Origin of the sequence: Cyclobacterium xiamenense, from assembly GCF_900109255.1 — a bacterium.
Classification (GTDB): Bacteria; Bacteroidota; Bacteroidia; order Cytophagales; family Cyclobacteriaceae; genus Cyclobacterium; species Cyclobacterium xiamenense.
The window spans coordinates 561,593-587,252 of sequence record NZ_FNZH01000003.1; the positions used below are offsets into that span (position 1 = coordinate 561,593).

Below are 25,660 nucleotides of genomic sequence, written 5' to 3' on the forward strand. Positions count from 1 at the left end.
CATCATCATTTTCGCAACTGCTTGCAAATACTAAAAATATACCCATTACCAGCAATGGGAGAAGCGCAAAGAATTTCATTTCTCTAAAGTTAAATTGGTAATACTAATTTAAATTTATCTGTTTTTGTTAAAGCTTCATGTTGAGACTACCTGTCCGACACTGTAAGCAACTGTTCCACCGCTTCCAGTGGCATCACCGCCTGAGGCGTTTGCACTTTCTTGAGCTTGTGCCAAGCCCGCCCATAGCAGTCCTGCTGTGAGGAGCAAAGTGGGTCTTGATTTGTTTTTTGTCATATTATTTGTTTTAAATTATTCCTACGCTGTTAAAAAGGCTAAGCGGATTTCGCCTGTCAAATTTATTGTTTTCTTTGTTTCTGTCGTGTTTCCAATGAACGCTAACGTTTGGCAAGGCAGTACCAGGCTATTATGTTTTCCTGATACTACTGTTTGATAACTTTGGAAACATACCTTCCCTGATTGGTTAACAGGTATATGAAATACATACCATTCGGGAAACTCCGAATATCAATTTCCGTAAGATCTCCATCGATTTCTCCCTCAAGCACCGTTTTTCCGGTGGGGTCATGTACTTTATACAAAATGTTATGGCCTTCGTGGTAGTTTGTTTCCACGATAAAAATACCTGATCCGGGATTTGGGTAAACGGTAAAGCTGTAGCTAATTTGTTCAGGAATTGAGGTTACGAGATCCATGGTAAAGTCCTCCATACTCTCGATCTCGCCTTCTTCATAAGACAGCCTAATTTTACCTGTGGTCGTTCCTTCGGGAACGGTCAATTCTATCGTAGCCGAATCAAGCAAGGTGAAATTCACTGCAACCCCATTTAGCGAAATGGCATTTACCAGATCCAAATTTTCTCCGCTTATCGTCACGGTATCGCCTACCCAACCCCGGTTGGGCGAAAATCCCATAAGTACTGGAGAAGTCTCTGCCAATACCAGGCAGTGCCGATTAATCGGCTTGGCCTCTTCTACATTGCCTACGTTGTCTTCCGCGATACTTACAAAGCAATAGGTAGAATCGGGTAAGGCCGAAAACGAAATAGTGGTATCGGATGCAAAGGTCTCAGCCAGTATTTGTAACGATCCCCCGTTTACCGAATAAAACAATTCCGTACGTCGATGGCCGCTACCTACATCCGCCGCCTGAACATGGATAAGAAAGGAGGAGTCTTCGGCAACCGAATTGATTTCCATCAAAGATACCGGTGCGTCGGCATCGATGGTATTAAAATGGTTATTGGTAATAATGGGAGCCTCCTCATCGAACACGATGGAGGCTTGGGCAAAAAGCGTGTCTCCGGTAACCGCCTCTCGGCTTGCCCGCATGGTGAAATTGACGAAACCTTCGCCATTTCCGATAATCGAGTCGTTCACCGGCAGGAAGCCCAGGCGCGCATCGCTGGGTTCCAGGCGAGTGACCGGATCTACCGAATTAAATATCCAGAAGCCTTTATTTTCTGTGACGTCTAAGCCGGATACATAATTCACCACTACCCCAAGCGAATCCCTCACATCTAGCAAACGTTCGATGTAACTTCGGCCCTCGGGAGTTTCGTAGCGGAAGCTTCCAAAGCCGTAATTACCCACCCGAAAGCTGCCCCGATCTGCATTCGTATTGACAGGCATATCGATAAACACATTGCGCGCAGCGGCCGTAGCAAAATCGGGATCGTTCTCGAAACGGATGGTGTAGTCCAGATTTTCATTGGCCGATACCCATTTTTCATCTCCGTAACCTGCGGGCCCTAGGATGTCGTTGGGATCGACGGCAGTTATAATTGCAAAAGAAATTTGATTATATATATTTGTAATATTTTTCACTAAATCCTCAACCCCTTGAATTGTTTGACCACAATCAGAAGAATTTATTCTATCTACTAATTTTTCCCCGATTGTAGTATCATCTTCAATATCTTCATTTTCTTCAAAAAGAGTAATTGCATCATTTACCAATTTTGTTTCTTTTTTTATTTTTTTATGAATCGTACTTTTCAACGCTTCAATTGGATTGTAAGTTAGCATATCATTCAAATTGCCAATTTTATTGTTGATTCTCCTGCAAATTCTTGAGGTACTCCTAAATGCTCTAGCGAACTTGTTTCTAGTCATATATTTAAAATATTTATTTCTAGCTAGCGTTCTGAATAAAGAATATCTTAATGACTTTTTAAATGCATTTAAAGAACCAACAATTTTCAAATAGTTAGCGTTTACCTTTCTATATGTTTTAACTGCTCCGTATCCTGTATATAGAATCCTGCCTGCAAATATTAGTGCTGGAATAGCTTTACCATCTGGATCAATATAGTTTATAGGTGACCCCTCCACATACCCATACTTATTAATACTCATAGGTCTTTTCATAAAACCTTGGAAGAAATCTTTTACCATAAACCTCCCAATCCCTGCCTCGTAGTAACGGGTGCGGTAGTAGTATAAATCAGCTATGGGTTCTAATTCCCTACCAGTATACGTATAGGGATTAGCTAGATCACCTGTTTGTGATTTTAGCTTGCCATAAGCTTCGTAACGGTAGGTATTTACCATGATTCCAGTACCATTGCTTAATGCCATGGTACTGTTCAGACCATCTTGGTGATAGGTGTAGTTTTGGCCGTGTCGGTGCATACTTAGCCAGGAGTCCATTACTTCGGTGGCGGTGTATTGAGCCACTCGATTATTATTCCTGTCTAGTTCTTGCAATACATTGTCTCCATCCAAAAAGTACCGAATTTCTATACCATCGGGAGTCGTTTTGCTAATGCGGTCACCAAAGGGGTCGTACGCGTAGTTAATCGTCCTGCCATCAGGCAGTGTAACGCCTGTTAATCGATTTTCTGGATCATAAGTATAACTGGTGATTTGATCACCCTCATTTTTCTCCAGGAGGTTGCCATTGGCATCAAACCCAAAGGTAATACCATTGGCTGTCAGTATCCTATCTCCTGCATCATACGTATAATTTGTAGTTGTTCCATCGGTAGTTTTACTAATGCGGTTACCTGTAGCATCGTAGGTAAAACTTTCGGTACTGCCATCGGCATAATTTACTGTAAGTAAGCGGTTATCCCCATCATACGAGTACGAATGTGTTCCCTCTTCGGTGTCCATACTCAGGCGGTTGCCATTGGCATCGTAGGTATAGGCATGGCGGGAAATAATCCCTCCCCCCGCATCATGGTTCACCAATTCCTTTAAACGGTCGGCGTTATCATAGGTATATGTGGTATAAGTGCCGTTTTCATTATCTTGTCGCGTAATTCGCCCTGCTCCGTCATACGCGAAGCGGAAAGTTTCGCCAAAGGGGTTTTGCAATTGGGTAAGGCGGTTATCGGCATCATAGATATAGTTTGAAACCCCACCATTGGGGTCGGTCATGGTGGCACGATTACCATTTGAATCGTAGGTGTAGCGGATTACTTTTTGCCAATTGGTAGCTGACTTACTTACTAAGCGGTTTAGGCCATCGTACGCATAGCGGTAGCTGATGACATTATTGGCGGCATTTACCAAATTGCCTAAAGCATCGTAGGCAAATACATCTTCGTTCTCGCCATATTTCTTACGTATCAACTGACCCAATGCATCGTAGGTATATTCAATAATAGCACCGTTAGGGGTGATCTTGGCGATCATATTGCCATTGCCATCATATTCATAGGAAGTGGTAAAACCAGCTCCGTCGGTTTCAGAAGCCAAGAGGTTTAAACTGTTATAGGTATAGGTGTTTATCTTACCGTTGGCATCTTTGATACTGGTCAGGTTGCCCAGTTGGTCGTAGGTATAAGTGGTGGTACCCGCAGGTGTAGTAACTTGTTTTAAACGATTCAAGGCATCATAGCCATAGGTTTTCACCGTTCCGTTTGGATCAGTTTCTTGGATGAGGTTGCCATTGCCATCGTATTCGTAATTCACTTCATTACCTAGTGGGTCTGCCAGTTTGGTGAGCCTGTCCAAACCATCGTAGGTAAAAACCAAAGTATTCCTATTAATATCTCTCAGACTGAGCATGTTGCCCGCATTGTCATAGGTATAGTTTTCTTCCCCTGAGGGATAAATAGTCTTGACCACATTGCCCAAGCCATCGTATTCAAATGAAGTCGTATTGCCTTTGCCATCTATGGCAGAGGTAATATTGCCATTTTGGTCATAGCTATAGGCAAGCGTTATACCTTCCGGAAGGGCAACAGTCGTGAGATTGCCTTGCCCATCGTAACTATTGGTTACGGTATTTCCATTGGCATCGGTTACACTAACCAAGCGGTTAAAAGTGCTTTCATAACGATAAATGGTTTGGTTACCTAGCGCATCTTTTTCTGAAATCAGATTGCCACGTTCATCGTAAGTATATTCGGTTACGTTGCCATTGGCATCCGTCATCTCACGGATGTTGTTATCTTCGTCGTATTCATACTGCACATCAAACCCACAACAGCTCCCTTTTTTGCGGATGAGGTTCCCTACTTTGTTAAAAGTATAAGTGGTTACTTGGTTGCCGGAGCTTCCTTCTTCAATGGCGAAGGTTTGGTTCCGTTCAGGGTTGTATTTGAGTGTAAGCGTAGATATGGGAGAGCAAATTTGACTAATGATGGTGTTCTCATTGTAGATGAGCGAGGTAGCTTGACCGTTTTTATCGGTCATTTCGGTCATTTGCCCTTGTTCGTTATAGGCGTATTTTTGGATGCCACCCAGCGGATCGGTTACTTGGGTCAGGTAACCTTCAGCATTATATTTATATTGAAACTTTCGGGCGGGGGAAATACTGGCATCCGTTACTTCCTTTAATCGGTCATTTTCCCAAGACAACGTTAAACTCCTTCCTGCTGAATTTGCAATAGAAACGGGCCTTCCTGATTCATAGGCAAGTACTAATTCATTATTATTGGTATCGTTGATCTTGGTCAAGCGTTTGTGAGCCGCCTCTTCAAAGAAATAGACGATCCCTGATTTTGTAGTCAGTCTCAACTTGCCTGTTTCGTACTCTTCCAAAAAATCGAAAACACCAGCAGGGGGCACAAAGCCGGTTTCCTCTGCCGAGAACACATCTCTTCTGCCATCGCCCCGAACCATTACAACATTGTCTGCGCTGTCGCGCTCGTAATATAGGTTATAGGCAAGTGTCCAGCCTTTGCCATAGCCAAAGTCCAAGGCATCGCGTAGTCCGTTATAAGAGAATGCCATATTTAATGGGAAGCCGCTGCCCGGTATGTAATGGTCTTGTCGCTCATGAAAAATATTCCCATTAAAACTGTTGACTTGTATACCGTTTGGTCCGGGGATATTGGGCCGATTGAACTTTTGGGCACTAGCAGATAGGATAATCATCAAATGGGACAGCCCTAAAAGTAATTTATATCCAAAATATTTTTTCATGAGTTCGTTTTTCTATTCGATGAGACGGAAACGAATCCTTACGCCACGAGTACGCCGGTTTAAACCTTGGGGCGTGGATAATGTATAAATGATGAACTTTTTAGTGGCTCCAGGTCTGAACGTCTTAAAAGGACCACTATCTTCCTCAAACTCTAAAAAGAGTTCTAGTAATCCTTTTTCAAGATCTGATGAGTTAAAGGCTATCGGTGCGCCATCTAAACTAACCAACATTCGATTGGGAATCGGTAAATCGATATTTCCTGTATTTGTAAACTCTATAATTATATCGTAGATACGGTTGGGCCTCACAGCAGAGGGATGCTCAATTTCTACATCCAGTATATTGTCAGTACCTGTCGCGTATACACAACAAATATTTCCTTCTCCTTCTGCACTTCTTCCTCCAGTCGCAACCGTCACACCTGCGGACCCCTCCACCACTGCAAAGGCTGTCTCCCGAGATACCGTTTCTCCATCCAAGTTTTCCAACACTACATCGTATAGCCCCAGTGAAGCACCGGAAAGATTAAACGTAGCAAAGATAACGGTAGGGTCCCGCCGGAAGACGGAAGCTGCTTCTAAACGCTGCCCATCCTTTTCCAGCCGAGCCCTAATGCCCTGCTCAAATTTGGATCCCTCAATTTTTACGGTGACCCTCCCGGTATTTCCCCCTTGTTCGGCATTAATATCGCGCAATTCAAATTCCAAAACATCTGCAAATAGGGTAATGGCTTGGTCTACGGAGTTTTCACTATTGGCATAGAGCGTGATGTAATAGGTACCCGTATCCAACTCAGGAATAATAACATTTTGATCCTTTCGGAAGGGACTGGTGTATACGAAATCATAATTGGTCCTTGTGGCGGCTTCGCCGTAGCGAATATAAGCTTCATTAAACGCGTTCGTGGATTCAGAGCGAAGTTGGAGGGTTAGGGATTCTCCTCTCAGAGAGGGAGGCACGTCGAATTTGAGGTACTTTTCGGTTCGGTGAAATAGACTATCGGAAAAGAGCGTCTCTATTGGCAACGCTGTCAGCCGGATATGTAAGGGGCTGATAATGCTCGTGAGGTTGTTCGTTTCTTCGGATTCATAAATGTTGTTCCGTACGTCAGTTGCTACAAGCACGAAATAGTTCCCTTCCTGTAGGCTTCCTATCCGGGCAGTCAGGCTATCGGAGTATGTTGACAGTGGGGCAAGGTTAGTCGACCTGGTACGAACCCCCAGGCGTAGATCATCGTCACTTAGTCTGGTATCTTTGGAGAGGTAGACTGCATCCTGCATCACTCCTCGACCTGGGTTTGCACCGATGTTGGTCACCGCCCATTGAATTTGAATGCTCTCCCCCGCATACGCGGAATCCGGGCCGAAGATCTGATCGACCACCAGGTCAGAAACGGGGGGACGGATTACGTTAAATCCAGTGGCGACCCGATTATTTCCTTCCATCGCCCCTTCAAAAACCCTATTCCCGGCATCGGTTTCCATGATTAAGAAATAATTGCCTTGCGCACTGATCGGCAGCGTAACGGTAAGGCTATCGGAGTAGGATTCGCCTACAGCCAAACTCTCCTTGGAATTTCTTGTACCCAGGGGAAGCCTGCCGGTTTTTCCTTGGGCATCTGCGGCCAAATACACTGATTCACGCCAATTATTGGGCACTGTGGTACTATCCCCCCGGTTGGTAATGGTGAACGTTAGATCAATGGGTTGTCCTGCAATGCCACTGGCTGGCGCATTAAAAGAAGTAATGAGTAAATCTGGTGGCGGCGGCGCGTGTATGGATACCGCTCTATTTTCGGCCTGCCCATTGGTAGAAATGGTTACCAGCCGTACATTATTGCCCGGATTGCTATCGGAGTTGCTATTTTCATCGTCGGTTACAAATAATAGGAAAAACTCTCCCCCCACACCGTTTGGTAAGGATGCCCATAGTGAATTTTCGTAAGTGGCCTTACCTGGTAAAGAAGGTCTCGCCTCAGATGTTTGCAAGCGTATATCGACGTCTTTTTCCAGCACGGTATCCGCAGATAGATACAGGGCATCACGGAACGCAAAAACGGCATCAATTTCGGATCGATTTGCAACTGAGTAGCTCACACTAAGCCTTTCTCCTGCGCGCGGACCGTTCACACTCGCCTCCGCGGTAACTACTTGAAGGTCTATATCAGGATAGGCGCCGATTGTAATCGAATCCCCAATCTGAACGTTGTTGTCCTTGGCCCCCGCATGCTCATAGACTGCATCGTTTACGTTTGTTTCCAGATAGAGATAATAGGTGCCGGTTTCCAGATCAGTAGGAAGCGTGACAGTAACCTCCTGTTCGTAGGAACCACCAGTGGGTAACACCTGCGACATGACCTGTTGATTCAAAAGCCTGGCCCCTCCATTAATCCAGGTAGTGGAATCAGCGATGTACAGATTATCCTGCCAACTTTCCCCGATAACGTCTCCCAGGCCATTATTTTGAATCGTATAGCGAACAATGAGTGTATCTCCCGCTTGCTTTTCTGGCGCGTATTCCAATGTTTGTACCTGTAAATCAGGTGATGGAGAGAGCGAGATATTCACAGTGTTTCCGGTATAGGAACTATTATTGAAATCCCGAAAATCCTCGAAAACCTCATCATTTGCATCGGTATGTATACCCAAGTAATAGCTTCCTTCCAATCCCTCTGGCAACATAAACGTGCGCGTTAGGCGCATTATACTATCCCGTAATAGTGTAATGCCGTTGTTAGTTAGTCTTCCTAGTGGTAAAGCATTAGGATCGTTGCTATCCGGCTGCGGGCTGAGATATATCCGGTCAATAAAATCCGTCGCTAATAGGTGTCCCGGACCATTGTTTTTCAGGGTATAGTTTACTGTGATCGGATTGCCGGATGAAAGTAACGGCGGTACGTTAATGTCGTTTACCACCAAATCCGGGACACCGAGAGACAATGTTTTTGGGCTTGCGGCAGAATTATTGCTTTCCCTGTCAAACTCAAAGACTTGGTTTTCTCTGTCCGAGAGCACGTGTAAAAAATACGCTCCTCCCTTCATATCATCGGGTAGACGTACTGTTGCAGTTTGTGTATACAAGGAGTCTTTCTTTAGCCCACCTGTTCTGGAAAAAGCACCAAGCAAAACGGCACTATTGGTACTAAGAATCGTGTCCTCGCTTATAAAAATCGCATCAGTCCAACTGTCGGCATCGCTGTCTCCTGCACCAACATTCTGAACCTCCCAGGATACCTCAATGCTTTGATTGCTACTTGCACTATCCGGCATAGCTACTTCCTTGACGATCAAATCGGGAGGAGGCAACAGTACCACCTCCAAAGAATCGCTCCTTCCCGTATTATTGTCCGTATAGGTATGTTCAAATACTTTACGATTGATGTTTGTATGTACAAAAATATAGTATTCCCCATCTATGCCTTGTGGCAAGGTTATTTCGGCATTTGCCGTGTAGCCTCCACCGGCTTCTAATTGGCCTGTGTGCTCAATGTCTGCTAAAATAGTTGCTCCTACGGGATTCAGTTCTTCAGAATTGCTCAAATAGATTCGATCTTTCCAATTGTCTGTTTGGGTAGGGTTGGTTCCTGTATTGACTACCTCCCAACTGATGGGATATGTTCTCGACGAAAAAACGGGAATAGTTGGAACGGTCACAGATGATACCCGCAAGTCTGGCGGCGGGGTCAATTGCACATCCATAGGAGGCTCGGAAAAAGAGAGGTTATTTCGGGAATCTGTTTCCTGAATTTGCCTGTAAAAATCGCTAATGACCAGCAGGTAACGATCCCCTACTGTATTTCTAGGTAAGTTTAGCGTGGTACTATTTTTATAGGATTCCCCTGGTTGTAAGGCACTTGAATTAGGAAATGCTCCCAGGTAAATATCGCGTCCATTTGCATTGAGACCTATCTCATCGGAAAGTGCTGGATCATTAGATAAATAAAGTGCATCGAACCATTGAGTTGTACCTGTAGCTCCTAAACCATTATTTTTTATGGTCCAACTTACGGGTACCTCTTTTCCTGAGAATGGGGATCCCTGTACCTCGATAACATCCACAACCAAATCTGGTAAATCCCGAGTTACAAGCATCTGAATGGCACTTGGCTCTTCTGAACATACGTTCTTCGCGACTATTTGCCAGTAGTAGGCAGTTCCATGCTCCAATTGGTCTCGGAGCGTATATCGTATGGAGGGAATACCTGCCACAGTCGGCTCGGTTGGCTTCGTTTCAGAAACCCTCCAGATATACAAGTCGTAGTGGGTGGCATTGGCAGCAGGAGACCAAGAGAATACAACTGGAAGCTCATTGAAGGATGAACTGTCTGCGGGAAGCAGGTTGTTCACCGCTTCCACGGGTAGGAAATTCCGGACTTTAAGGCTCAGCGTATCGTTTGCGTAGTTTTCGTCGCCATCCACCAACACAGTCGCTTTTATTCGGAACTGCCCCAAATCTGAAAGATTGGCTTTCTGCACAAACGGATACGTGTATCGTTCTCCGGGCAGCATCACCACGGAATCAGGAAGGGATTCGACTACCGGAAAACCATTTCCGATTCTGTAGTTCAAGTTGAAGCGAGATTGTGGCTGACCGCTAAAGTTGAGCAACTCCACAGCCACGGTTACCGAGTCACTTAGGTTACAGTTTTCTGACCCGGGTGCTACGAAAGTGACAATCCCTACATCATTTGGCGGAGATTCAAACTCAACCACTCCTACATCCGGATTTATTGCATTTCGAGGTTTCCCTTCAATATCTGTTGGTACCTGGGAAAGGACGGTGCCCAAATTGTTTAATAACGGATTGGTTACTACATAGGCCGTGTCAGAAAGGAATAGGGGATCAATCGATATTGAGTTTTGATCCTGAGAGCTGTACCTTGTTTGCCAGTCTGCCAGAGTAGCAAAATCACCACCAAACGATGTTGCCAGAAATTCTCCTTCACTGAGCAAAACATTGAAATCGGAAGTAAATGTGTCATTCCAAATACGCGAACGTAAACTGTAGCCTTGGCCCTTATTGACAAGAATATTGTTCTTTAGGTCGATGTCAAACGAATTGGAACTCCGATTCCAAATTCTAAAGGCACTACTTGACTCATCGCCTTCTAATAGATGAATGGTGTTGTGAAATACCTTGGCTCTATTACTTTCGCTTAAGAAAATTCCGACCGCGTCGTTGGGACTACTGAGGGAAACAAAATTATTGGCAATTAAGCTGTGGTTTCCATCCGGAGGGGTAGACCGGCTAAAATAGATTCCATGTTCTCCATACCTAATTCTGATCTCATTATCAGTAATTTGTAGATTTTCGTCACAGTCGTAAACGTATATACCGTCATAATTGGTTTCAATACCTCTATCACTGATGTGGTTACCAGTGATTTGCACACTTTCCAAATCGTGTATACCGATGCCTCTCAGCGATTGATTTACAAACTCGTTTTTGCTTACCTGATAATGAACACTTCTAGGGGAGGGGTTCCTCAAATTCGTACCAAAGGAACCATTTTCAACCAAATTTGACGATAGCGTAATGCTGCCTTCCGGTGTTTCGCCCGACAACATGGAAATAACTGCCAGGCTGGCATCGGTATCCGTCGTCGGAACCCCTATCAAATGATTGTTAAAAATGGTTATGCACCCAAGGCTATCTACCAAATCGATTACCCCTCCATACCTATCATTGCCCTCACTTTGAAGGGTTAGATTTTTGATGACAATACCATTGGATCCATTTATTTGAATAATATAGTTATCCTCAGCAGTAGAGGTGGATTTGATAATGACATCGTCTCGATTACCCGTTTCCGATTGAAAGATTACCTTTCTAGTACAATCCGTCCCTTCAAAAGCTTTTATGGATACTTTTTCATCATAGACTCCAGAGCGGATATCGAACGTTACGGCATCACTTATTCCACCATTATTCAAGGCATCTACTGCTTCTGTCAATGTTTCAAAGTCTGGATTCAGCCCACCAATAGTGTAAGTGCCGGCTAAGCCTGCGTAAACGGTCAATACCTCAGTAGAATCATTAAACGTAGATTCATCTTGCAAACCATTAGGCCCTGATGTCCAAGCTTTCAGTGCGTACGGTTTTCCATCACTGAAATTGAACCTACCGATAGCTACCGTGTCACGTTGATAAGGAAGTAGTACTCCGTTCCAGGTAAAAGCTCTTTGCAACTGCTCATTGACTGACCAATTTATCGTACTAATTGTCAAGGGAAGCGCTCCGTAATTTTGCAGGGTGACAACGACTTCTTTTTCCCCTTTTTCAAACCCCGTATTTTGAGGGGAATTGATGGCTAGTATTCCTGCGTCATTATTTGATCGATTATCTCCAATAGGTGCTTCTGACTGTACCCATGCTGGTTTACCCTCAAACACTGCCGGCTTCCCGGACGCTATGTCAAACGTCTTATTACCAATATTCTCTCCAAAGTGCCAAGCGGCTATTAAACCAGGCTGTCCTATTAGTTTGGCATTTTTCACTGAAAACTCTTTGATTTGGGCGGGAGTACGTGCGATATTCCAAACCCGTACTTCGTCTATACCCCCTTCCCAATGGTAATTTCTTTCAGGCGCGTTACCTATCAGCAGGTCTGTTTCTGAGTGTTCTATCTCAGCATTGTAAGCTAAAGAGTCCACTTGCTTGCCATTTATAAATAGCCGAAGGAACTGCCCGTCGTAGCTGCCGGCCACGTGCTGCCATTTATCCAGTTCCAGAAAGCCCCTTACATTCACATTGCTATAGCTGTTTACAAAAAAGCGGATGTCATTACCAGAAGTGTAATGTGTCAGTCCAAATCCGTCGCCCCAGCCGCGGGTGGATTTGATCAGGGCGGAAGACCAATTGCTTAACCGTTCCGGTTTTAGCCAGGCTTCTACTGTCAGGTTTTGGACATTAAAGTCCTCTGATTTTTCTGAAACGACCAGAAAGTCATAATCTCCATTAAAATCAAGGGCGTAATTTGGGCCTGTTGGTACTACCAGCAGGTCTTTCACTAAAGCCCCATTATTCAGGGAATTGCCATCATTGGCAGCAGTCACACGTGCTTCTATGGTATAGATAATAGCCGACTGAAAGTCCACATCACCCAAGGTAACGTACGCAGTATCTAGCAAATCGAGTGAACCGTTCCAGTCCAGGGGAGGCTGTGCCATACCATTTATTGTCCAGTTGACAGTGACAGAGTTCAGGACTGCGCTTCCCACATTTTTTAGGAGCACTTTAATTGGATGAATCCCCTCTGCTACATGGTCTCCATCATCCAGGTCAAAATCGATTAGGGCGGCGTCGTTTTTCTGGTAGCCTCCATTGTCATATATTGATGTTATTTCCTCCTCATTTAGGGCACGGTTGTATACCCTTACATCATCTATTATACCTTTAAAAGGTGCATTATTACCAGTATCATCGCCTATTCTGAAAGAAGTACCTAGCTGTCTCAAATCGTCAGTAAAAAGGGTTGGTTCGCCTTGTAGCTGTCCATTTACATATATGCTGGATGATTGTCCATCATAGATCCCAATCAGTAGTAGCCATTGTTCTTCCTCAAAGCTTTTGTTAGATTTGATACTGGGGCCGTCATCACCATCTGCTTTTCTCAAAAAATATCTTGGTTCTACCAGATTATTACCTTTGTCTATAAAAAGTGCATAGTCTGTAATTGAGAGATTATCACGGTTTTCAATAATGACCTGCCCGTTGGCATTGTATCCCTCAGCAGGTTTAATCCAAGCCACCAAAGACTGCCTTCTTTCTAAATGAATAGGGTCGGCTGCGATATAATCATCTATACCATCAAAAAGATAGGCGCTGTTTAAATTCCCAAACCTGTCCCTAGTCAGTTCGGCTCCGAAACTTGTGCCATCATTTCCATTCCCGCTTTCATCTGTTGCATTTCCATTGAAAGGGTAGTATGCAATTAATCCGCTATCCAACGCTACTTTTGGTAATGTGGTAGATTGAATTACCTCAGTAAATTGAGAGTCGTCAACGAGCGGGCTCGTAGCCTTGATTCGATAGAAGTAGGTGGTGTTTTCCGCCAGGTCCGTATCTATGAAACGCGTGTCGTTGGCAGAGGTTAAAGTAATCAATTTGAAGTCCGGGTCATTGCCTTCGGAACGCCATATCTCATAACCGTCTTCGGATTGATTGGTATCTGTCCAAGACAATTCGATTTGATCAAACCCCAAAACCTGACTAGTAAGGTCTTCTGGTTTTTGCAATTGGATTGTGCCTTCAACGTAAAGTTGGTTGATTTCCACATCGTTTAAAGCGCGATTGTAAATTCGGATATCATCGACTTTTCCGTCAAAGTCGTACCTTCCGCCTACGGTGCCAATGTAAAGTGGATCATCATTAGGCGTAAGATTTCCCTCCCACTCTACCTCCGCTGCTTTCTCGCCGTCAAAAAAGATTTCAGCTTTAGAACCATTAAATCGTGCGACAACGTGGTGCCAGGTCTGAATTCGTATACTATTTGTCGGGATACTGTAGTTTCTTCGTACCCCGTCTACCAGGGAATATTGGTACAAATCGCCCGAACTTTTGTAGTATAGGGCATAATTTTCGTTTAGGTGGTTTCCTTTGGAAAGTAGTGTCTGCCAAGTAGCAAAATTTGAATCAACATAGAACCACAAACTTATCGATAGGGTGCCACTAAGGTCCAAGGTGCCATTTTCAGGAATCATTATGTCGTCATTACTACCATCAAAAGAGAAGGCACCATTGGCCGCACCAAAACGGTCGGTAGTTAAAATGGCGTCGAAACGTACGGTACCATGATTTCCATTGTTACTCTCATCGTTAGCGTTTCCGTTGAAGGGATAATAGGCGACAAGCCCCGAATCCAAACTGACGGTTTGAGAAAGGGCTGTTTGCAGAGAAGTTGTTAGCAATAGAAACCAATATATCAATCTTCTATTCATGGAAATATGGATCGAGTTCGTCCGATATTGGATTGCAAGGTTTTATAGTGCACCAAGCACGGTTACTGTAGGTATCAGATGTTGTTTGGTGTTTTTGTAAATCACTCCGTTTTCCACCCGACGCTTGTAGTTGGTTGCATCTAGCTTCCCTGTAAAAGCACTCTCAGAAAGCACTGCTTTCCACCATTATCTTCTTCAGTCATGATACCATTTTGTCTACAAAACCTTACTTTTTTTCTGTGCCAGATAAAACTAATTTCTTTACATGGAGGGTAACCGCTATTTTTTTTTGGCTAAAACACTAATCAGAGGAAACAAACAATGCTTGCTAGGCCTCTGTTGGATTTATCCGAGATGCTGCTTTCGTTGCCTGAGGAAAGCGTCAACACACTCATCCTTTGATGGTTCTATCGTTCTTTTTACCTTTAGAGGTAGAATCGGATCGCCGGCCGCATACCAACCAAGCATAGATCAATATATGGCTTGCACGCATTTCTACCTACTAATATGGGTATATCCATTTATTTGTTTTTTTTGGTTTTTCTTTATTTTTAGGCCGTCTTGTATGAATACAGCATCATTCAAGCCCAGCAAAAAAGAAGGATATACCCAGTGTACTTGCAGTAGCATGGCGAAGGTATACAGCTAGATTGGTTCCTTTGCAATAGGCGCCATCATCGCAGGAAACAACTCAGAATGCCGTTTTTCCATCTTATTTAAATGAACGATTTCTGGTCCTTACGACACCTATCAAGCCACCCAATACCTTCCCATACCCTCTACAATATGCCTCTTTCCAACCAGTAAAACCCTCACAAATTCGTGAAGCTACCCGATGGATTCGTCAATGTGCCCGATCGTTGCGTAAAGGTAAATTGGTTGAAAGCCAGAAGAATACATTCGAAATGCAAAAAAATGGAGGTGATCGAATAGTGACTGGGCGGTTTTACCGCTGATACCACTTAAAAGTATCTCCTAAATACTTAGTAATTTTTACTGCTGAGGGTTTGATCAGCTAGCGCAGGGGATATACGGCTTCGTCTGCATTGCTTTGAAGACTGCACCAAGCCAAAAATTGTATGTATGCGGTCCTTGCGGGAACATCTTTTCTCGACAGCTGGATATACGCAGGATAGCTACCGGGCGGGAACGAACGCAAGGCCATTCAGGGAAAAGGTGACGGCATTCCAGGAGCTATCACCCGAATTATCGTTCGAAAAATGGCTGCTGACATCCTGTCGTCGGATCAGCATGCTTATCGGGGAGGTTCGGGGATTACCCTGGTTCAACTCAAATCTTAGCGCTTGAAAGCCTGGCGAGCCAACAGGCGCCAATTTTTTCCTTTCTTCTGCCAAACGGTCAGCACCCCCAGATTGACCGGCGCTGGGTCACTGTCGCGGTTGTGCGTTTGCCCGATCAAAAAATGCCGAACCAGGGCAATGTTATCCTTGATATCGATGGATTGGTTTTCGATGTTGATTTCTGTAAAATTGGATACCCCGGAACGGATGGCTTCGATGTAGGCTTCCTGATCTTCAATCAATCCGTTGGAATGACCGTAGGTCAACTGCGGATCGGTAAGGTTTCTTAGTCGGGTTTCGTCGCCGACGATCATGGCGTCTACCAGCTCGGCTACTGCTTTTTCCACGGCGGCCACCTCTTTGTTTTGGGCGAAGGTGACGGTAGAAGCGAGGAATAAAAAGAGGAAAAGGTACGTGTGCATGGGTTTATTGGAGTTTATTCAAGTAAAACAAGGTCAAAGACGTAAAAGCCTACGAGTCCCGTGACACGGGCATTTTGGGGGGCAGGCACGGTCCACTCAAGCCGGAGTCGGTTTTGACTTCGCGTGAAAGATATTTCCTTATTTGCTGCCGGCTGGATTCCGGAAAGGGTGATTTTATCGAAATTTTCCCCTTCAAAGGCCCAGTTGCCGTTGTTATCGAAAAGCAGGTTGCTGTTTTGCGTAATGTAGGTTTTTCCGGTATTGTTGGAAATAAAGCGGATTTCAAAATCGGCAAAATCTGCGCTTTGAAGTGATCCATCTTTCGATACCGAACCGCCGTTGCTTACGGTCCAGGTTTCACTACCCGAAGTACCGGCTAGCTTTTCAATGGCAAGTTGCTCGGCTGATTTTTCCGGCTCTCCGTTATCTCCTCCGTTACATGCAGTCAGCGCCACGGCGAGAAGTACTACCCAAAACGTCTTTGTTAAAGCTATCATAAACCCGACCTAAAGTGGTAAATTTAATCAATTCCGAAATGAATCAAAGTAATCTTTGCCTTTTATAATCTTCCAGGCTAAGGATTTGTTCACAAAAGTCGTATTCTCTGGAGTCATTGGATGCGATGAGCAGGCATTTGTTGGCTCCGTAGTCGGTCACCAGGTTTCTGTACCATTGTATGCCCCGGGCATCCAGGTTTGACGTAGGTTCGTCCAGCAGGATCAGGGGGGCCTGGGAAAAAAAGCAAATACCCAATTTCAGTCGCTGTTTCATTCCGGAGGAAAACAGGGAAATCGGTTTATCCACGGCATTTTCCAGGTACAGTAATTTTACCAGTTCTTTCGCGTCAACTTCCGGGTTTAGTTTTTTGAAGGAGAAATGAAACCGAAGAAATTCACGGAGCGTAAATTCTTCGGGCAGCTCCAGGTAGGGGGCGCTGATGACCAGGTATTGGTAAATGTCCTCTGCCGGAATCGGTTTTTCGTTCCAGGAAAAATGGAGGGTGCCCTCGGTGAGTGGCATTTGCGCGGACAGGCATTTGAGAAGGGTAGATTTGCCGGATCCGTTTCCTCCGGTGATGGCAATTTTCTCACCACTGGAAGCACGAAGGGGCAGCTGCTTAAATATCCATTCCCGCTGAAATCGTTTTCCTCCCAGCTCCAGATTTACAGAAAACATGTCTATTGGATGTACCCTTTCATCACGCCTCGTTCGGATGAGCGGATAAAATTCACGATTTCATCCCGCTCTTTGGTAGCGGGAAGATTGATTTCGATTTCCTCCAGTGCGCGGCTATTGTTCCAGCTATTTAAAAACAAATAGCGGTAGACTTCCTGAATTTCACTGATTGTCTGGCTCTCAAAGCCACGTCTTCGAAGTCCGAGCGAATTCACCCCGGCGTAACTGAGAGGTTCTCGGGCCGCTTTGGTAAAGGGGGGCACGTCTTTTCGGACCAGCGAGCCTCCGGACACCATGCTGTGCATGCCAATTTTTACAAATTGGTGGATGGCGCTGCTCCCGCCGATAAACGCCCAGTCATCGATGGTGACGTGCCCGGCTACCTGCACGGAATTAGCGATGATCACCCGATCGTGAATGAGGCAGTCATGCGCGATGTGCACATAGGCCATGAGCAGGCAATTATTCCCTATTCGTGTAGTTTGTTTGTCGGCAGTCCCTCTGTTTATTGTAACAAACTCCCGTATGGTCGTTCCATCTCCAATTTCCACGAGGGAGTCTTCTCCTTTAAATTTCAGGTCCTGTGGAATGGCGGCGATCACGGCACCGGGAAAAATTCTGCAATTTTTTCCAATTCTGGCTCCTGGATAAATGGTTACATGGGAGCCAATCCAGGTTCCTTCACCAATTTCAACATTGGGATGAATGGATGTAAATGCTTCTATCGAAACATTCTCCCCAATTTGGGCCTTTTCACTTATTTCAGATAGCTTACTGATCATGCGTCTTTTCTTACGATACTGGCAGTCATAACGGCTTCACATACCAAGGTGTTTCCTACGAACGCTTCTCCCTTCATTTTTGCGATTCCCCGCCGAATAGGGTTGAGTAATTCGCATTTGAAAATCAGCGTATCCCCGGGCAATACCATTTTCCTGAATTTGCAATTTTCTATACTAAGGAAATAGGTCCAATAATTTTCTGGATCTTCTACGGTACTTAATACCAAAATCCCTCCTGTTTGCGCCATGGCTTCCACCTGAAGCACACCCGGCATGACTGGATTGTTTGGAAAATGTCCCATAAAAAACGGCTCGTTGATCGTCACGTTTTTCACGCCGGCCACCACCTTATCGTCCAGGTAAATGATCTTATCCACCAGTTGAAACGGGTACCTATGGGGCAAGATATTGCTGATTTGGTTAATATCCAGAACCGGAGGCGATTTCGGATCGTAGTAGGGGATATTCATGGGGCCTGCTTTTTCCATGGCCCGTTTGATTTTTTTTGCGAAGGCGACGTTTGCGGCATGCCCTGGGCGTGCGGCGAGAATTTGCGCCTTTAAGGGTCTTCCAACGAGAGCCAGATCGCCAATTACGTCCAATAGTTTGTGTCGGGCGGGCTCGTTTTTGTACCGAAGCTCCACGTTATTCAGAATGCCTTCCTTTTTTACTTCGACCTTTTGCTTGTTAAACATTTTGGCCAGGCTGGATAATTCGGCCTCCTCTACTACGCGGTCCACTACCACAATGGCATTGTTCAGGTCTCCACCTTTGATCAGGTTGTTGTTGTAGAGCATTTCTAATTCGTGGAGGAAGCAGAAGGTTCTGCAAGAGGCAATTTCCTGCCGAAATTGGCTGATATCGGTGATGGATGCATGCTGACTGCCCAAAACCGGCGAGTTGTAGTCCACCATCACGGTGACCCGGAAATCGTCAAGCGGAAGCGCGGCCATTTCCACTTCCCGGGCGCTGTCTTTGTAATGGATGCTTTCCGGTACTTCGAAAAACCGACGCAGCGCATTTTGTTCTTCCAGGCCCGCGTCTTCCAGAATATCGATAAATTGTATGCTACTGCCATCTAAAATGGGCGGTTCGGGTCCGCTTAATTGGATCAATACATTGTCTACCTCCATACCAACCAGTGCCGCCAGGACATGCTCTACCGTAAATACCCGCGCTCCGCTTTGTTCCAATGTCGTGCCGCGTGACACGTCCACCACGTTGTCTACATCTGCATCGATGATCGGCTGACCTTCGAGGTCCATTCGTTGAAACTTATAGCCATGATTTGGGCTAGCTGGCAAAAATGTCATGTTTGCTTCAATTCCGGTATGCAAGCCTACACCCGAAATGGTCACTTGTTTTTTTATGGTATGCTGTTTTACTTTCATTAAGATGGTTAACTAATTAACTGAGACCTGCCGAATAACTGACAAATTTATAGTTTTTTTTCCAGCTCTCTTAATTTGTTCTCTAGTAAAGGTAACTTTTTGAAAATTGAATACGATTTCAAATAGGATTTAATATCCATGCCAATATAGCCTAAAAACGTTTTACCCGGCTCTTTCACGGTTTTCATGATGCCGGTATTTGCGCCCACGGTGGTGCGGTCTGCCAGCTGAATGTGTCCGACGATACCGCTTTTTCCGGCGAGCACACAATTCTTTCCGAGGGTGGTGGAACCCGAAATACCCGCCTGGGATGCAATGACGGTATTTTCGCCCAGGATCACGTTGTGGGCGATTTGTACCAGGTTATCTATTTTTACCCCCTTCCCGATACGGGTGGCCCCCAAGGTGGCACAATCAACGGTGGTGTTGGCCCCAATGCTTACATTGTCTTCCAGAATCACATTGCCCAGTTGGGGAATGTTTTTATAGGTGCCGTCAGCCTGGGGAGCAAAACCAAAGCCATCCGATCCGATCACACTTCCTGCCTGAATTTCACAGTTATTCCCAACGATGGTTCCGGAATAGAGCTTTACGCCCGGGTGAAAAATGCAATTATCACCAATCGTGACCTGATCCCCAATGTATACTTGAGGGTAAATCTTTACATTATCGCCGATGCTGCAATCCCTGCCAATGTACGAAAAAGCTCCCCGGAAAAAATTGGCACCAATGGTACTGCTCTCGTGTTTGAAGCTGGGATTTTCCGTGCCGATAAGCTCGGGTTTCGTTATTTTTTGGTAGGTTTCCAGTAGTTTGGTAAAGCCGATGTACGGGTCTTTCACCCGAATAAGTGTGGCTGTTGTCTCCTTTTGAGGCTGGAAGTTTTCCGATACGAGGATAGCCGAACATTGGGTCTGGTACAGGTGTTTTTCGTACGTAAGATTGGCTAAAAAGCCGATACTACCGGCTGTTCCTTCCTGTATTTTATCCAGGCGATTGATTTTGGTTGATCCATCTCCTTCCACATTTCCATCTAAAAGTTGTGCAATTTGATCGATGGTAAATTCCATGAGGTTCTGATTGTTTTACCGTAAAGTTAAATTTTTAGCATGACAAGCATAGTATTTTTTGACAATTTTACTCATCGCTTTGATGTTTGGAAGATCCGCGGCCATGGCTACGTCTATCACTTCTCCTTTTTTTGTTAGGATTAAGATTTTGTCTTCAGCAAGGTAGCCGTAATTGCTGATTTCGCCGGCCGAGAAAAAATACCTTAATTCCTGCTCGGAAATCGAAAGCTTGGATTGGACGCTTTCTTTCAACTGCGAAATTGCCTCTGCGGAAAAAGGATGGTTTACCAGTTGGATTTTAAATAAATTCCTTGTCAGGAACATGTGGGAAATCTCTCGCAATACGAGGTCTTTGTCGTTTTTCCATAGTTTGATCGCTCCCCAGATATCGTAGTCGTCCAGCTGGGAAAAATCATCCAGCCAATCCGGAATTCCGGACGGGTTTTCCTGTGATAGGTCCCGGGAGAGAAATTGCAACAATTCAGTGGACCCGGCGAGCGTACTTCCCGAAATCACCAGTTCTTTTGCCCGAAGAATCAGGTTAATCAGCATTTTTTCTGCGCAAACAGTGGTTTTGTGCAGGTATACCTGCCAGTACATCAGCCTTCGGGCGCTCAAAAAGTTTTCGATGCTGTATATGCCTTTTTCTTCGATGACCAGGCGGTCGTCTACGATTGTCATCATTTTAATGATTCGATCCGCCCCGATGGTGCCTTCCGAAACTCCGGTAAAATAACAGTCACGTTGCAAATAATCCAGCCGATCAATGTCAAGTTGGCTGGAAACCAGTTGATGGAAAAATTTTCTTTCGTAACTTCCCACAAAAATCTTTCTGGCCAGGGAAAGTTGGCCATGAAATTGCTCGTTTAAGTTATCAAAAAACAGGAGTGAAAGGGATTCGTGGTGCTGTCCTTTGAGCAGGACGGATTCCAGGGCATGCGAGAAGGGGCCATGGCCGATGTCGTGGAGCAATATGGCGATTAGCGCCGCTTCGTATTCTTGCTCGGATATTTCAATTCCTTTCGTTCGAAGTTGGTCGAGTGTGATGCTCATCAGGTGCATGGCCCCGAGTGCATGGTGAAACCGGGTATGCAGGGCGCCCGGATAAACCATATCGGTCAAACCTAGCTGTTTGATTCTGCGTAACCTTTGGAAGTAGGGATGGTCTATAACGGCAAAAATAAGCTCACTGGGGATGGTGATAAACCCGTACACCGGGTCGTTGATTATTTTATGGCTTTTCAATGTCCTTTTCATCCGGCAATACGCCAAAAGTAACTAAACTTAAAAAGAATTAAACCAATTACTATGCAAAATTTCAAAATATTATGGGCAGATGATGAGATTGATCTGTTGAAACCCCATATTTTATTTTTACAGCAACGCGGCTACGATATTGTCACGGTAAACAGTGGTTTGGATGCCGTAGAGAAGGTTGAGGAGGAAAATTACGATTTGATTTTTTTAGACGAAATGATGCCAGGCATGACCGGTTTGGAAACCTTGCAGCAGATCAAAAGCCTGAAACCACAAATTCCTGTGGTAATGATCACCAAAAGTGAAGAGGAGCACATCATGGACGATGCGATTGGGGGCAAAATTGCCGACTACCTCATCAAACCTATCAACCCCAATCAGATTCTTTTGTCTGTCAAGAAGATTTTGCAGAACAAGCAACTGATCAGTGAAAAGACAAATCTATCGTATCAGCAAGACTTCCGGAATATCAGCATGGCGTATAACGATGCCATCGACCATGAAGAGTGGGCAGATATTTTCAAAAAATTGACTTATTGGGAATTGGAAATTGACGAAACCGAAAACAAAAGCATGCAGGAGGTTTTGGAATCGCAAAAAGTGGAAGCGAATGTTAATTTTGCCCGGTTTATCAAGGAGAATTACCTGGACTGGCTGAATATTCCCAACAGCAGCAAGCCGGTGCTTTCCCATCAGGTGATGAAGCAACACGTGTTTCCAAAATTGAAGGAAGGGAAACCTTTGTTTTTTATAGTCATTGATAATCTACGGCTGGACCAGTGGGAAATGATTGAAAATCAACTCCGTGACTATTTTACTGTAAAGGAAGACCTGACTTATTACAGCATTCTTCCAACGACTACGGCATTTTCCAGAAATGCCCTTTTTAGTGGAATGATGCCTTTGGATATGGCCAAATCACATCCCGATCTTTGGGAAGGGGAGGAAACCGAGGAAGGCAAAAACAACAATGAAGAGGAATTTCTTAAAATAAACCTGAAGAGAAACAGGCTATCAATCCGGTCTAGTTACCAGAAAATCCTGCAAACCAATCAGGGGAAAGCCGTGCTGGATCAGTTTCCCAATCTGATCAAAAACGATCTCAATGTATTGGTATACAACTTTGTAGATATGATGTCGCACGCCAGGACGGACATGAAAATGATCCGTGAGTTGGCACCGGACGAGTCGGCCTACCGCTCACTCACCATCAGTTGGTTTTTGCATAGCTCCCTTTTTGAGCTGTTTAAAAAAATCAGTCAATCCGGCGCCGAGGTCATTGTCACGACCGATCACGGCACCAAACGTGTCAATAAGCCCTATAAAATCATTGGTGACCGAAATGTGACCACAAATTTGCGGTACAAGCAGGGAAAAAACCTTAATTTTGAATCCGGGAAGGTTTTTGAAATCAAAAAGCCCGAAGAAGCCAGACTCCCGCAATTGAATATCTCATCCAGTTACGTATTCGCGGTGGAGGACTATTTCTTTGCTTATCCCAACAATTACAACTATTACGTGAATTTTTACAAGGATACGTTTCAACACGGAGGGGTTTCGCTCGAGGAGATGATTATTCCCATCGTTCATTTACAGCCAAAATAGCGATCGTTTGGAAACCTGGCAGTGCAAACAATTGGATGAAATTTCAAAATCCGCCGAATTAATCCTAGATTTATGCAGAGATTTTGACGTTTGGGTGTTCAGGGGAGAAATGGGAGCAGGCAAAACGACCCTGATCAAGGCCATTTGCAGTCTTCTGGAAGTGGAAGATCCGGTAAGCAGTCCCACCTTTGCCCTGGTTAATGAATACCAAACAAAAAATGCTAAAATCATCTATCACTTTGACTTTTACAGGATCGAAGATCCTGTGGAGGCGTTGGACATAGGCGTTGAGGAGTATTTCTATAGCGGGAATTACTGTTTTGTAGAGTGGGCAGAAAAAATTCCTTCTTTTTTGCCGGATTCGTTTGCAGTAATCGAAATACAGAAGGGAAAAGGAGAAACAAGGCATCTAGCGGTAAAATTTATCCATCAATGATAACGGGATCAGGATTTTCTGAAATAGCGACAGAAACACGCGTATACACCCAAGAATCCATGGCGCGGGTTAAAAAAAGGGGCGCCCAGGTCGTGATCGGAATCCCGCGGGAGACCGCAGATCAGGAAAAGCGGGTGGTGCTTACGCCCGAAGCGGTTTCTCTTTTGGTACAGAATGGGCAGCGGGTAAAGGTAGAGACGAATGCCGGGAAATTGGCGAAGTTTTCCGATACGGATTATTCGGAAGCAGGAGCTTCCGTGGTCTTTAGCAATCGAGAGGCACTGGACGCGGATGTGGTGTTGAAAGTAGAGCCTCCAACCCTGGAAGAGATTGATTTTTTACGGCAAGGATCCTGTTTAATATCTGCCCTTCAACTAGGCAAGCAAAATGCTGCCTTCATTCAGGGTTTGAATCAAAAGAAGATCACGGCTGTCGCGTTTGAGCATTTGGAAGACAAGGTGGGGGGCATGCCGGTAGTCAGGGCCATGAGTGAGATTGCGGGTAGCACCGTGATGTTAATAGCTGCCGAATACTTAAGCAGTGCGAACGAAGGAAAAGGACTGGTGTTGGGGGGAATCACGGGAGTGCCGCCGACCCAGGTAGTAATCATCGGTGCGGGCACGGTGGCGGAGTATGCTGCGCGGGCAGCGCTGGGACTGGGGGCTACCATCAAGATTTTCGACAATCACATCTACAAACTTCGGAGGATCAAGCAGGTGCTCGGGCAGCAAGTGTTTACCTCTACGATAGATAACTACGTATTGGGACAGGCGCTCAAGGAGTCAGATGTAGTCATCGGTGCACTACGGGCTGAAAAGGGCAGGCCAAAAGTGGTGGTTTCCGAGGAAATGGTGGCGCAGATGATGGAAGGAAGCATCCTGATAGACGTGAGTATCGATCAGGGGGGCTGCATTGCTACGTCAGAAATGACCAGTCACAGCGATCCCGTATACAGAAAGCACGGGGTGATTCATTACTGCGTACCAAATATTGCAGCGAGGGTATCCCGGACAGCTTCCTATTCGTTGAGTAATATTTTTACACCCATCTTGTTACAAATGGCGGACCTTGGTGGCGCAGAGGAGATGATCTTCAACTATAAATGGTTTATGAAGGGGGTCTATACCTATAGGGGTAGCCTGACAAACGCCCACCTGGGGAGGAAATTCCAGATGGCACACAAAGAGCTTCAACTTTTGCTGGCTGCAAGGTATTGAATCGCAGCCTTTAGGAAAGCAGATTTTGTCGAAGGAGAAATTCCAACTGGTCATTGGCCTTTAGCAGACTATCCGTGAGTTGCTTGTTTTCTTTCCTCAGCGAGAATACTTCGAATGCATTTTTCACCACGGTTCGCAGGTAATCTTCCTCCCAGGGTTTGGTCAGGTAATGGTACACTTTACCTTTATTAATGGCATCGATCACGGCTTGTATATCGGTGTACCCCGTCAACAAAATCCGCATAGGATCGGGATGCATGGGGATGATTGATTCCAAAAAGTCTACCCCGTTTTCCTTGGGCATCCGCTGGTCAGTAATGATGATGTCAATATCCTGCTGTAGTAATATATCTCTGCCCTCGTCTGCGGATTCTGCCAGAAAGATCTTATAGTCCCTTCTAAATGTAGCCTTAAACGCCTTGAGATTATTCACCTCATCATCCACATACAATATCCTGATCTTTTCTTTTTCCATGCCTTAAATATCGTAATTGCCCATTAATTTGTAAAGAATAAAAAATTGAATTTTTAATTTTAATAAAATAACCGTTATTTTCAATTATTATTCATTAGTTTAATCGTAATTTATTTATATTCAAAAGTTTATTTTATAAATTAAGGAATTAAACCAAAAATACAAAAAAAAATATAATAAATTAATTCTGTA

The 25,660-nt window shown here is 44.8% G+C and carries 13 protein-coding genes; 3 read left to right on the forward strand and 10 right to left on the reverse strand.

Translation table 11 applies throughout. The features are described from left to right. Positions 1–440: 440 nt before the first annotated feature. The 9 genes from BMW71_RS11985 to BMW71_RS12025 form a co-directional block, all read right to left on the reverse strand. Positions 441–5,396: an RHS repeat-associated core domain-containing protein gene (locus BMW71_RS11985; RefSeq protein ID WP_092174062.1), complete on the reverse strand. Its 4,956-nt coding sequence runs from the start codon at positions 5,394–5,396 to the stop codon at positions 441–443. Between the two features lie 12 nt (positions 5,397–5,408). Continuing rightward, positions 5,409–14,336, reverse strand: coding sequence for a LamG-like jellyroll fold domain-containing protein (locus BMW71_RS11990; protein ID WP_092174065.1), 8,928 nt, complete (start codon positions 14,334–14,336; stop codon positions 5,409–5,411). A gap of 1,297 nt (positions 14,337–15,633) precedes the next feature. Further along, positions 15,634–16,059, reverse strand: coding sequence for a nuclear transport factor 2 family protein (locus BMW71_RS11995; protein ID WP_092174067.1), 426 nt, complete (start codon positions 16,057–16,059; stop codon positions 15,634–15,636). Between the two features lie 14 nt (positions 16,060–16,073). Then, positions 16,074–16,556, reverse strand: coding sequence for a hypothetical protein (locus BMW71_RS12000; RefSeq protein WP_092174070.1), 483 nt, complete (start codon positions 16,554–16,556; stop codon positions 16,074–16,076). 43 nt (positions 16,557–16,599) lie between these two features. Further along, a complete protein-coding gene (locus BMW71_RS12005) occupies positions 16,600–17,235 on the reverse strand; it encodes an ABC transporter ATP-binding protein (RefSeq protein WP_092174072.1) in 636 nt (211 codons plus the stop codon). Positions 17,236–17,237: 2 nt separating this feature from the next. Continuing rightward, positions 17,238–18,017, reverse strand: a complete 780-nt coding sequence (lpxA, locus tag BMW71_RS12010; RefSeq protein WP_092174075.1) for an acyl-ACP--UDP-N-acetylglucosamine O-acyltransferase — start codon at positions 18,015–18,017, stop codon at positions 17,238–17,240. Then, on the reverse strand, positions 18,014–19,408 hold the full coding sequence (locus BMW71_RS12015; RefSeq protein WP_092174078.1) for a bifunctional UDP-3-O-[3-hydroxymyristoyl] N-acetylglucosamine deacetylase/3-hydroxyacyl-ACP dehydratase: 1,395 nt from the start codon (positions 19,406–19,408) through the stop codon (positions 18,014–18,016). Before BMW71_RS12015 ends, lpxA begins: the two co-directional genes overlap by 4 nt. Positions 19,409–19,455: 47 nt before the next feature. Next, entirely contained in the window at positions 19,456–20,478 is a 1,023-nt protein-coding gene (lpxD, locus tag BMW71_RS12020; protein WP_092174080.1) for a UDP-3-O-(3-hydroxymyristoyl)glucosamine N-acyltransferase, read from the reverse strand. 15 nt (positions 20,479–20,493) lie between these two features. Beyond that, positions 20,494–21,723, reverse strand: a complete 1,230-nt coding sequence (locus BMW71_RS12025) for an HD domain-containing protein (protein WP_092174876.1) — start codon at positions 21,721–21,723, stop codon at positions 20,494–20,496. A gap of 63 nt (positions 21,724–21,786) precedes the next feature. On the opposite strand from BMW71_RS12025, the gene porX reads away from it, so the two are divergent. From porX to BMW71_RS12040, 3 genes are read left to right on the forward strand one after another with little or no spacing between them, the layout of a single operon-like run. After that, positions 21,787–23,340, forward strand: a complete 1,554-nt coding sequence (gene porX / locus BMW71_RS12030; protein ID WP_092174083.1) for a T9SS response regulator signal transducer PorX — start codon at positions 21,787–21,789, stop codon at positions 23,338–23,340. Positions 23,341–23,371: 31 nt separating this feature from the next. Further along, positions 23,372–23,776 carry a tRNA (adenosine(37)-N6)-threonylcarbamoyltransferase complex ATPase subunit type 1 TsaE gene (gene tsaE / locus BMW71_RS12035; RefSeq protein ID WP_244891160.1) on the forward strand — a complete coding sequence of 135 codons (405 nt, stop codon included), beginning with the start codon at positions 23,372–23,374 and terminating at the stop codon, positions 23,774–23,776. Next, positions 23,773–24,993, forward strand: a complete 1,221-nt coding sequence (locus tag BMW71_RS12040) for an alanine dehydrogenase (protein WP_092174089.1) — start codon at positions 23,773–23,775, stop codon at positions 24,991–24,993. The genes tsaE and BMW71_RS12040 overlap by 4 nt, the downstream gene beginning before the upstream one ends. 10 nt (positions 24,994–25,003) lie before the next feature. On the opposite strand, the gene BMW71_RS12045 is transcribed toward BMW71_RS12040, so the two are convergent. Beyond that, positions 25,004–25,468, reverse strand: a complete 465-nt coding sequence (locus BMW71_RS12045; protein WP_092174092.1) for a response regulator — start codon at positions 25,466–25,468, stop codon at positions 25,004–25,006. Positions 25,469–25,660: the final 192 nt, after the last annotated feature.

Excerpts from the sequence above, each read along its gene's own strand:
- lpxA (WP_092174075.1), bottom strand. The coding sequence starts at position 18,017 with ATGATCAGTAAGCTATCTGAAATAAGTGAAAAGGCCCAAATTGGGGAG.
- BMW71_RS12040 (WP_092174089.1), top strand. The coding sequence starts at position 23,773 with ATGATAACGGGATCAGGATTTTCTGAAATAGCGACAGAAACACGCGTA.
- lpxD (WP_092174080.1), bottom strand. The coding sequence starts at position 20,478 with ATGGAATTTACCATCGATCAAATTGCACAACTTTTAGATGGAAATGTG.
- BMW71_RS12005 (WP_092174072.1), bottom strand. The coding sequence starts at position 17,235 with ATGTTTTCTGTAAATCTGGAGCTGGGAGGAAAACGATTTCAGCGGGAA.
- porX (WP_092174083.1), top strand. The coding sequence starts at position 21,787 with ATGCAAAATTTCAAAATATTATGGGCAGATGATGAGATTGATCTGTTG.
- BMW71_RS12015 (WP_092174078.1), bottom strand. The coding sequence starts at position 19,408 with ATGAAAGTAAAACAGCATACCATAAAAAAACAAGTGACCATTTCGGGT.
- BMW71_RS12000 (WP_092174070.1), bottom strand. The coding sequence starts at position 16,556 with ATGATAGCTTTAACAAAGACGTTTTGGGTAGTACTTCTCGCCGTGGCG.
- BMW71_RS11985 (WP_092174062.1), bottom strand. The coding sequence starts at position 5,396 with ATGAAAAAATATTTTGGATATAAATTACTTTTAGGGCTGTCCCATTTG.
- BMW71_RS11995 (WP_092174067.1), bottom strand. The coding sequence starts at position 16,059 with ATGCACACGTACCTTTTCCTCTTTTTATTCCTCGCTTCTACCGTCACC.
- BMW71_RS12045 (WP_092174092.1), bottom strand. The coding sequence starts at position 25,468 with ATGGAAAAAGAAAAGATCAGGATATTGTATGTGGATGATGAGGTGAAT.
- BMW71_RS11990 (WP_092174065.1), bottom strand. The coding sequence starts at position 14,336 with ATGAATAGAAGATTGATATATTGGTTTCTATTGCTAACAACTTCTCTG.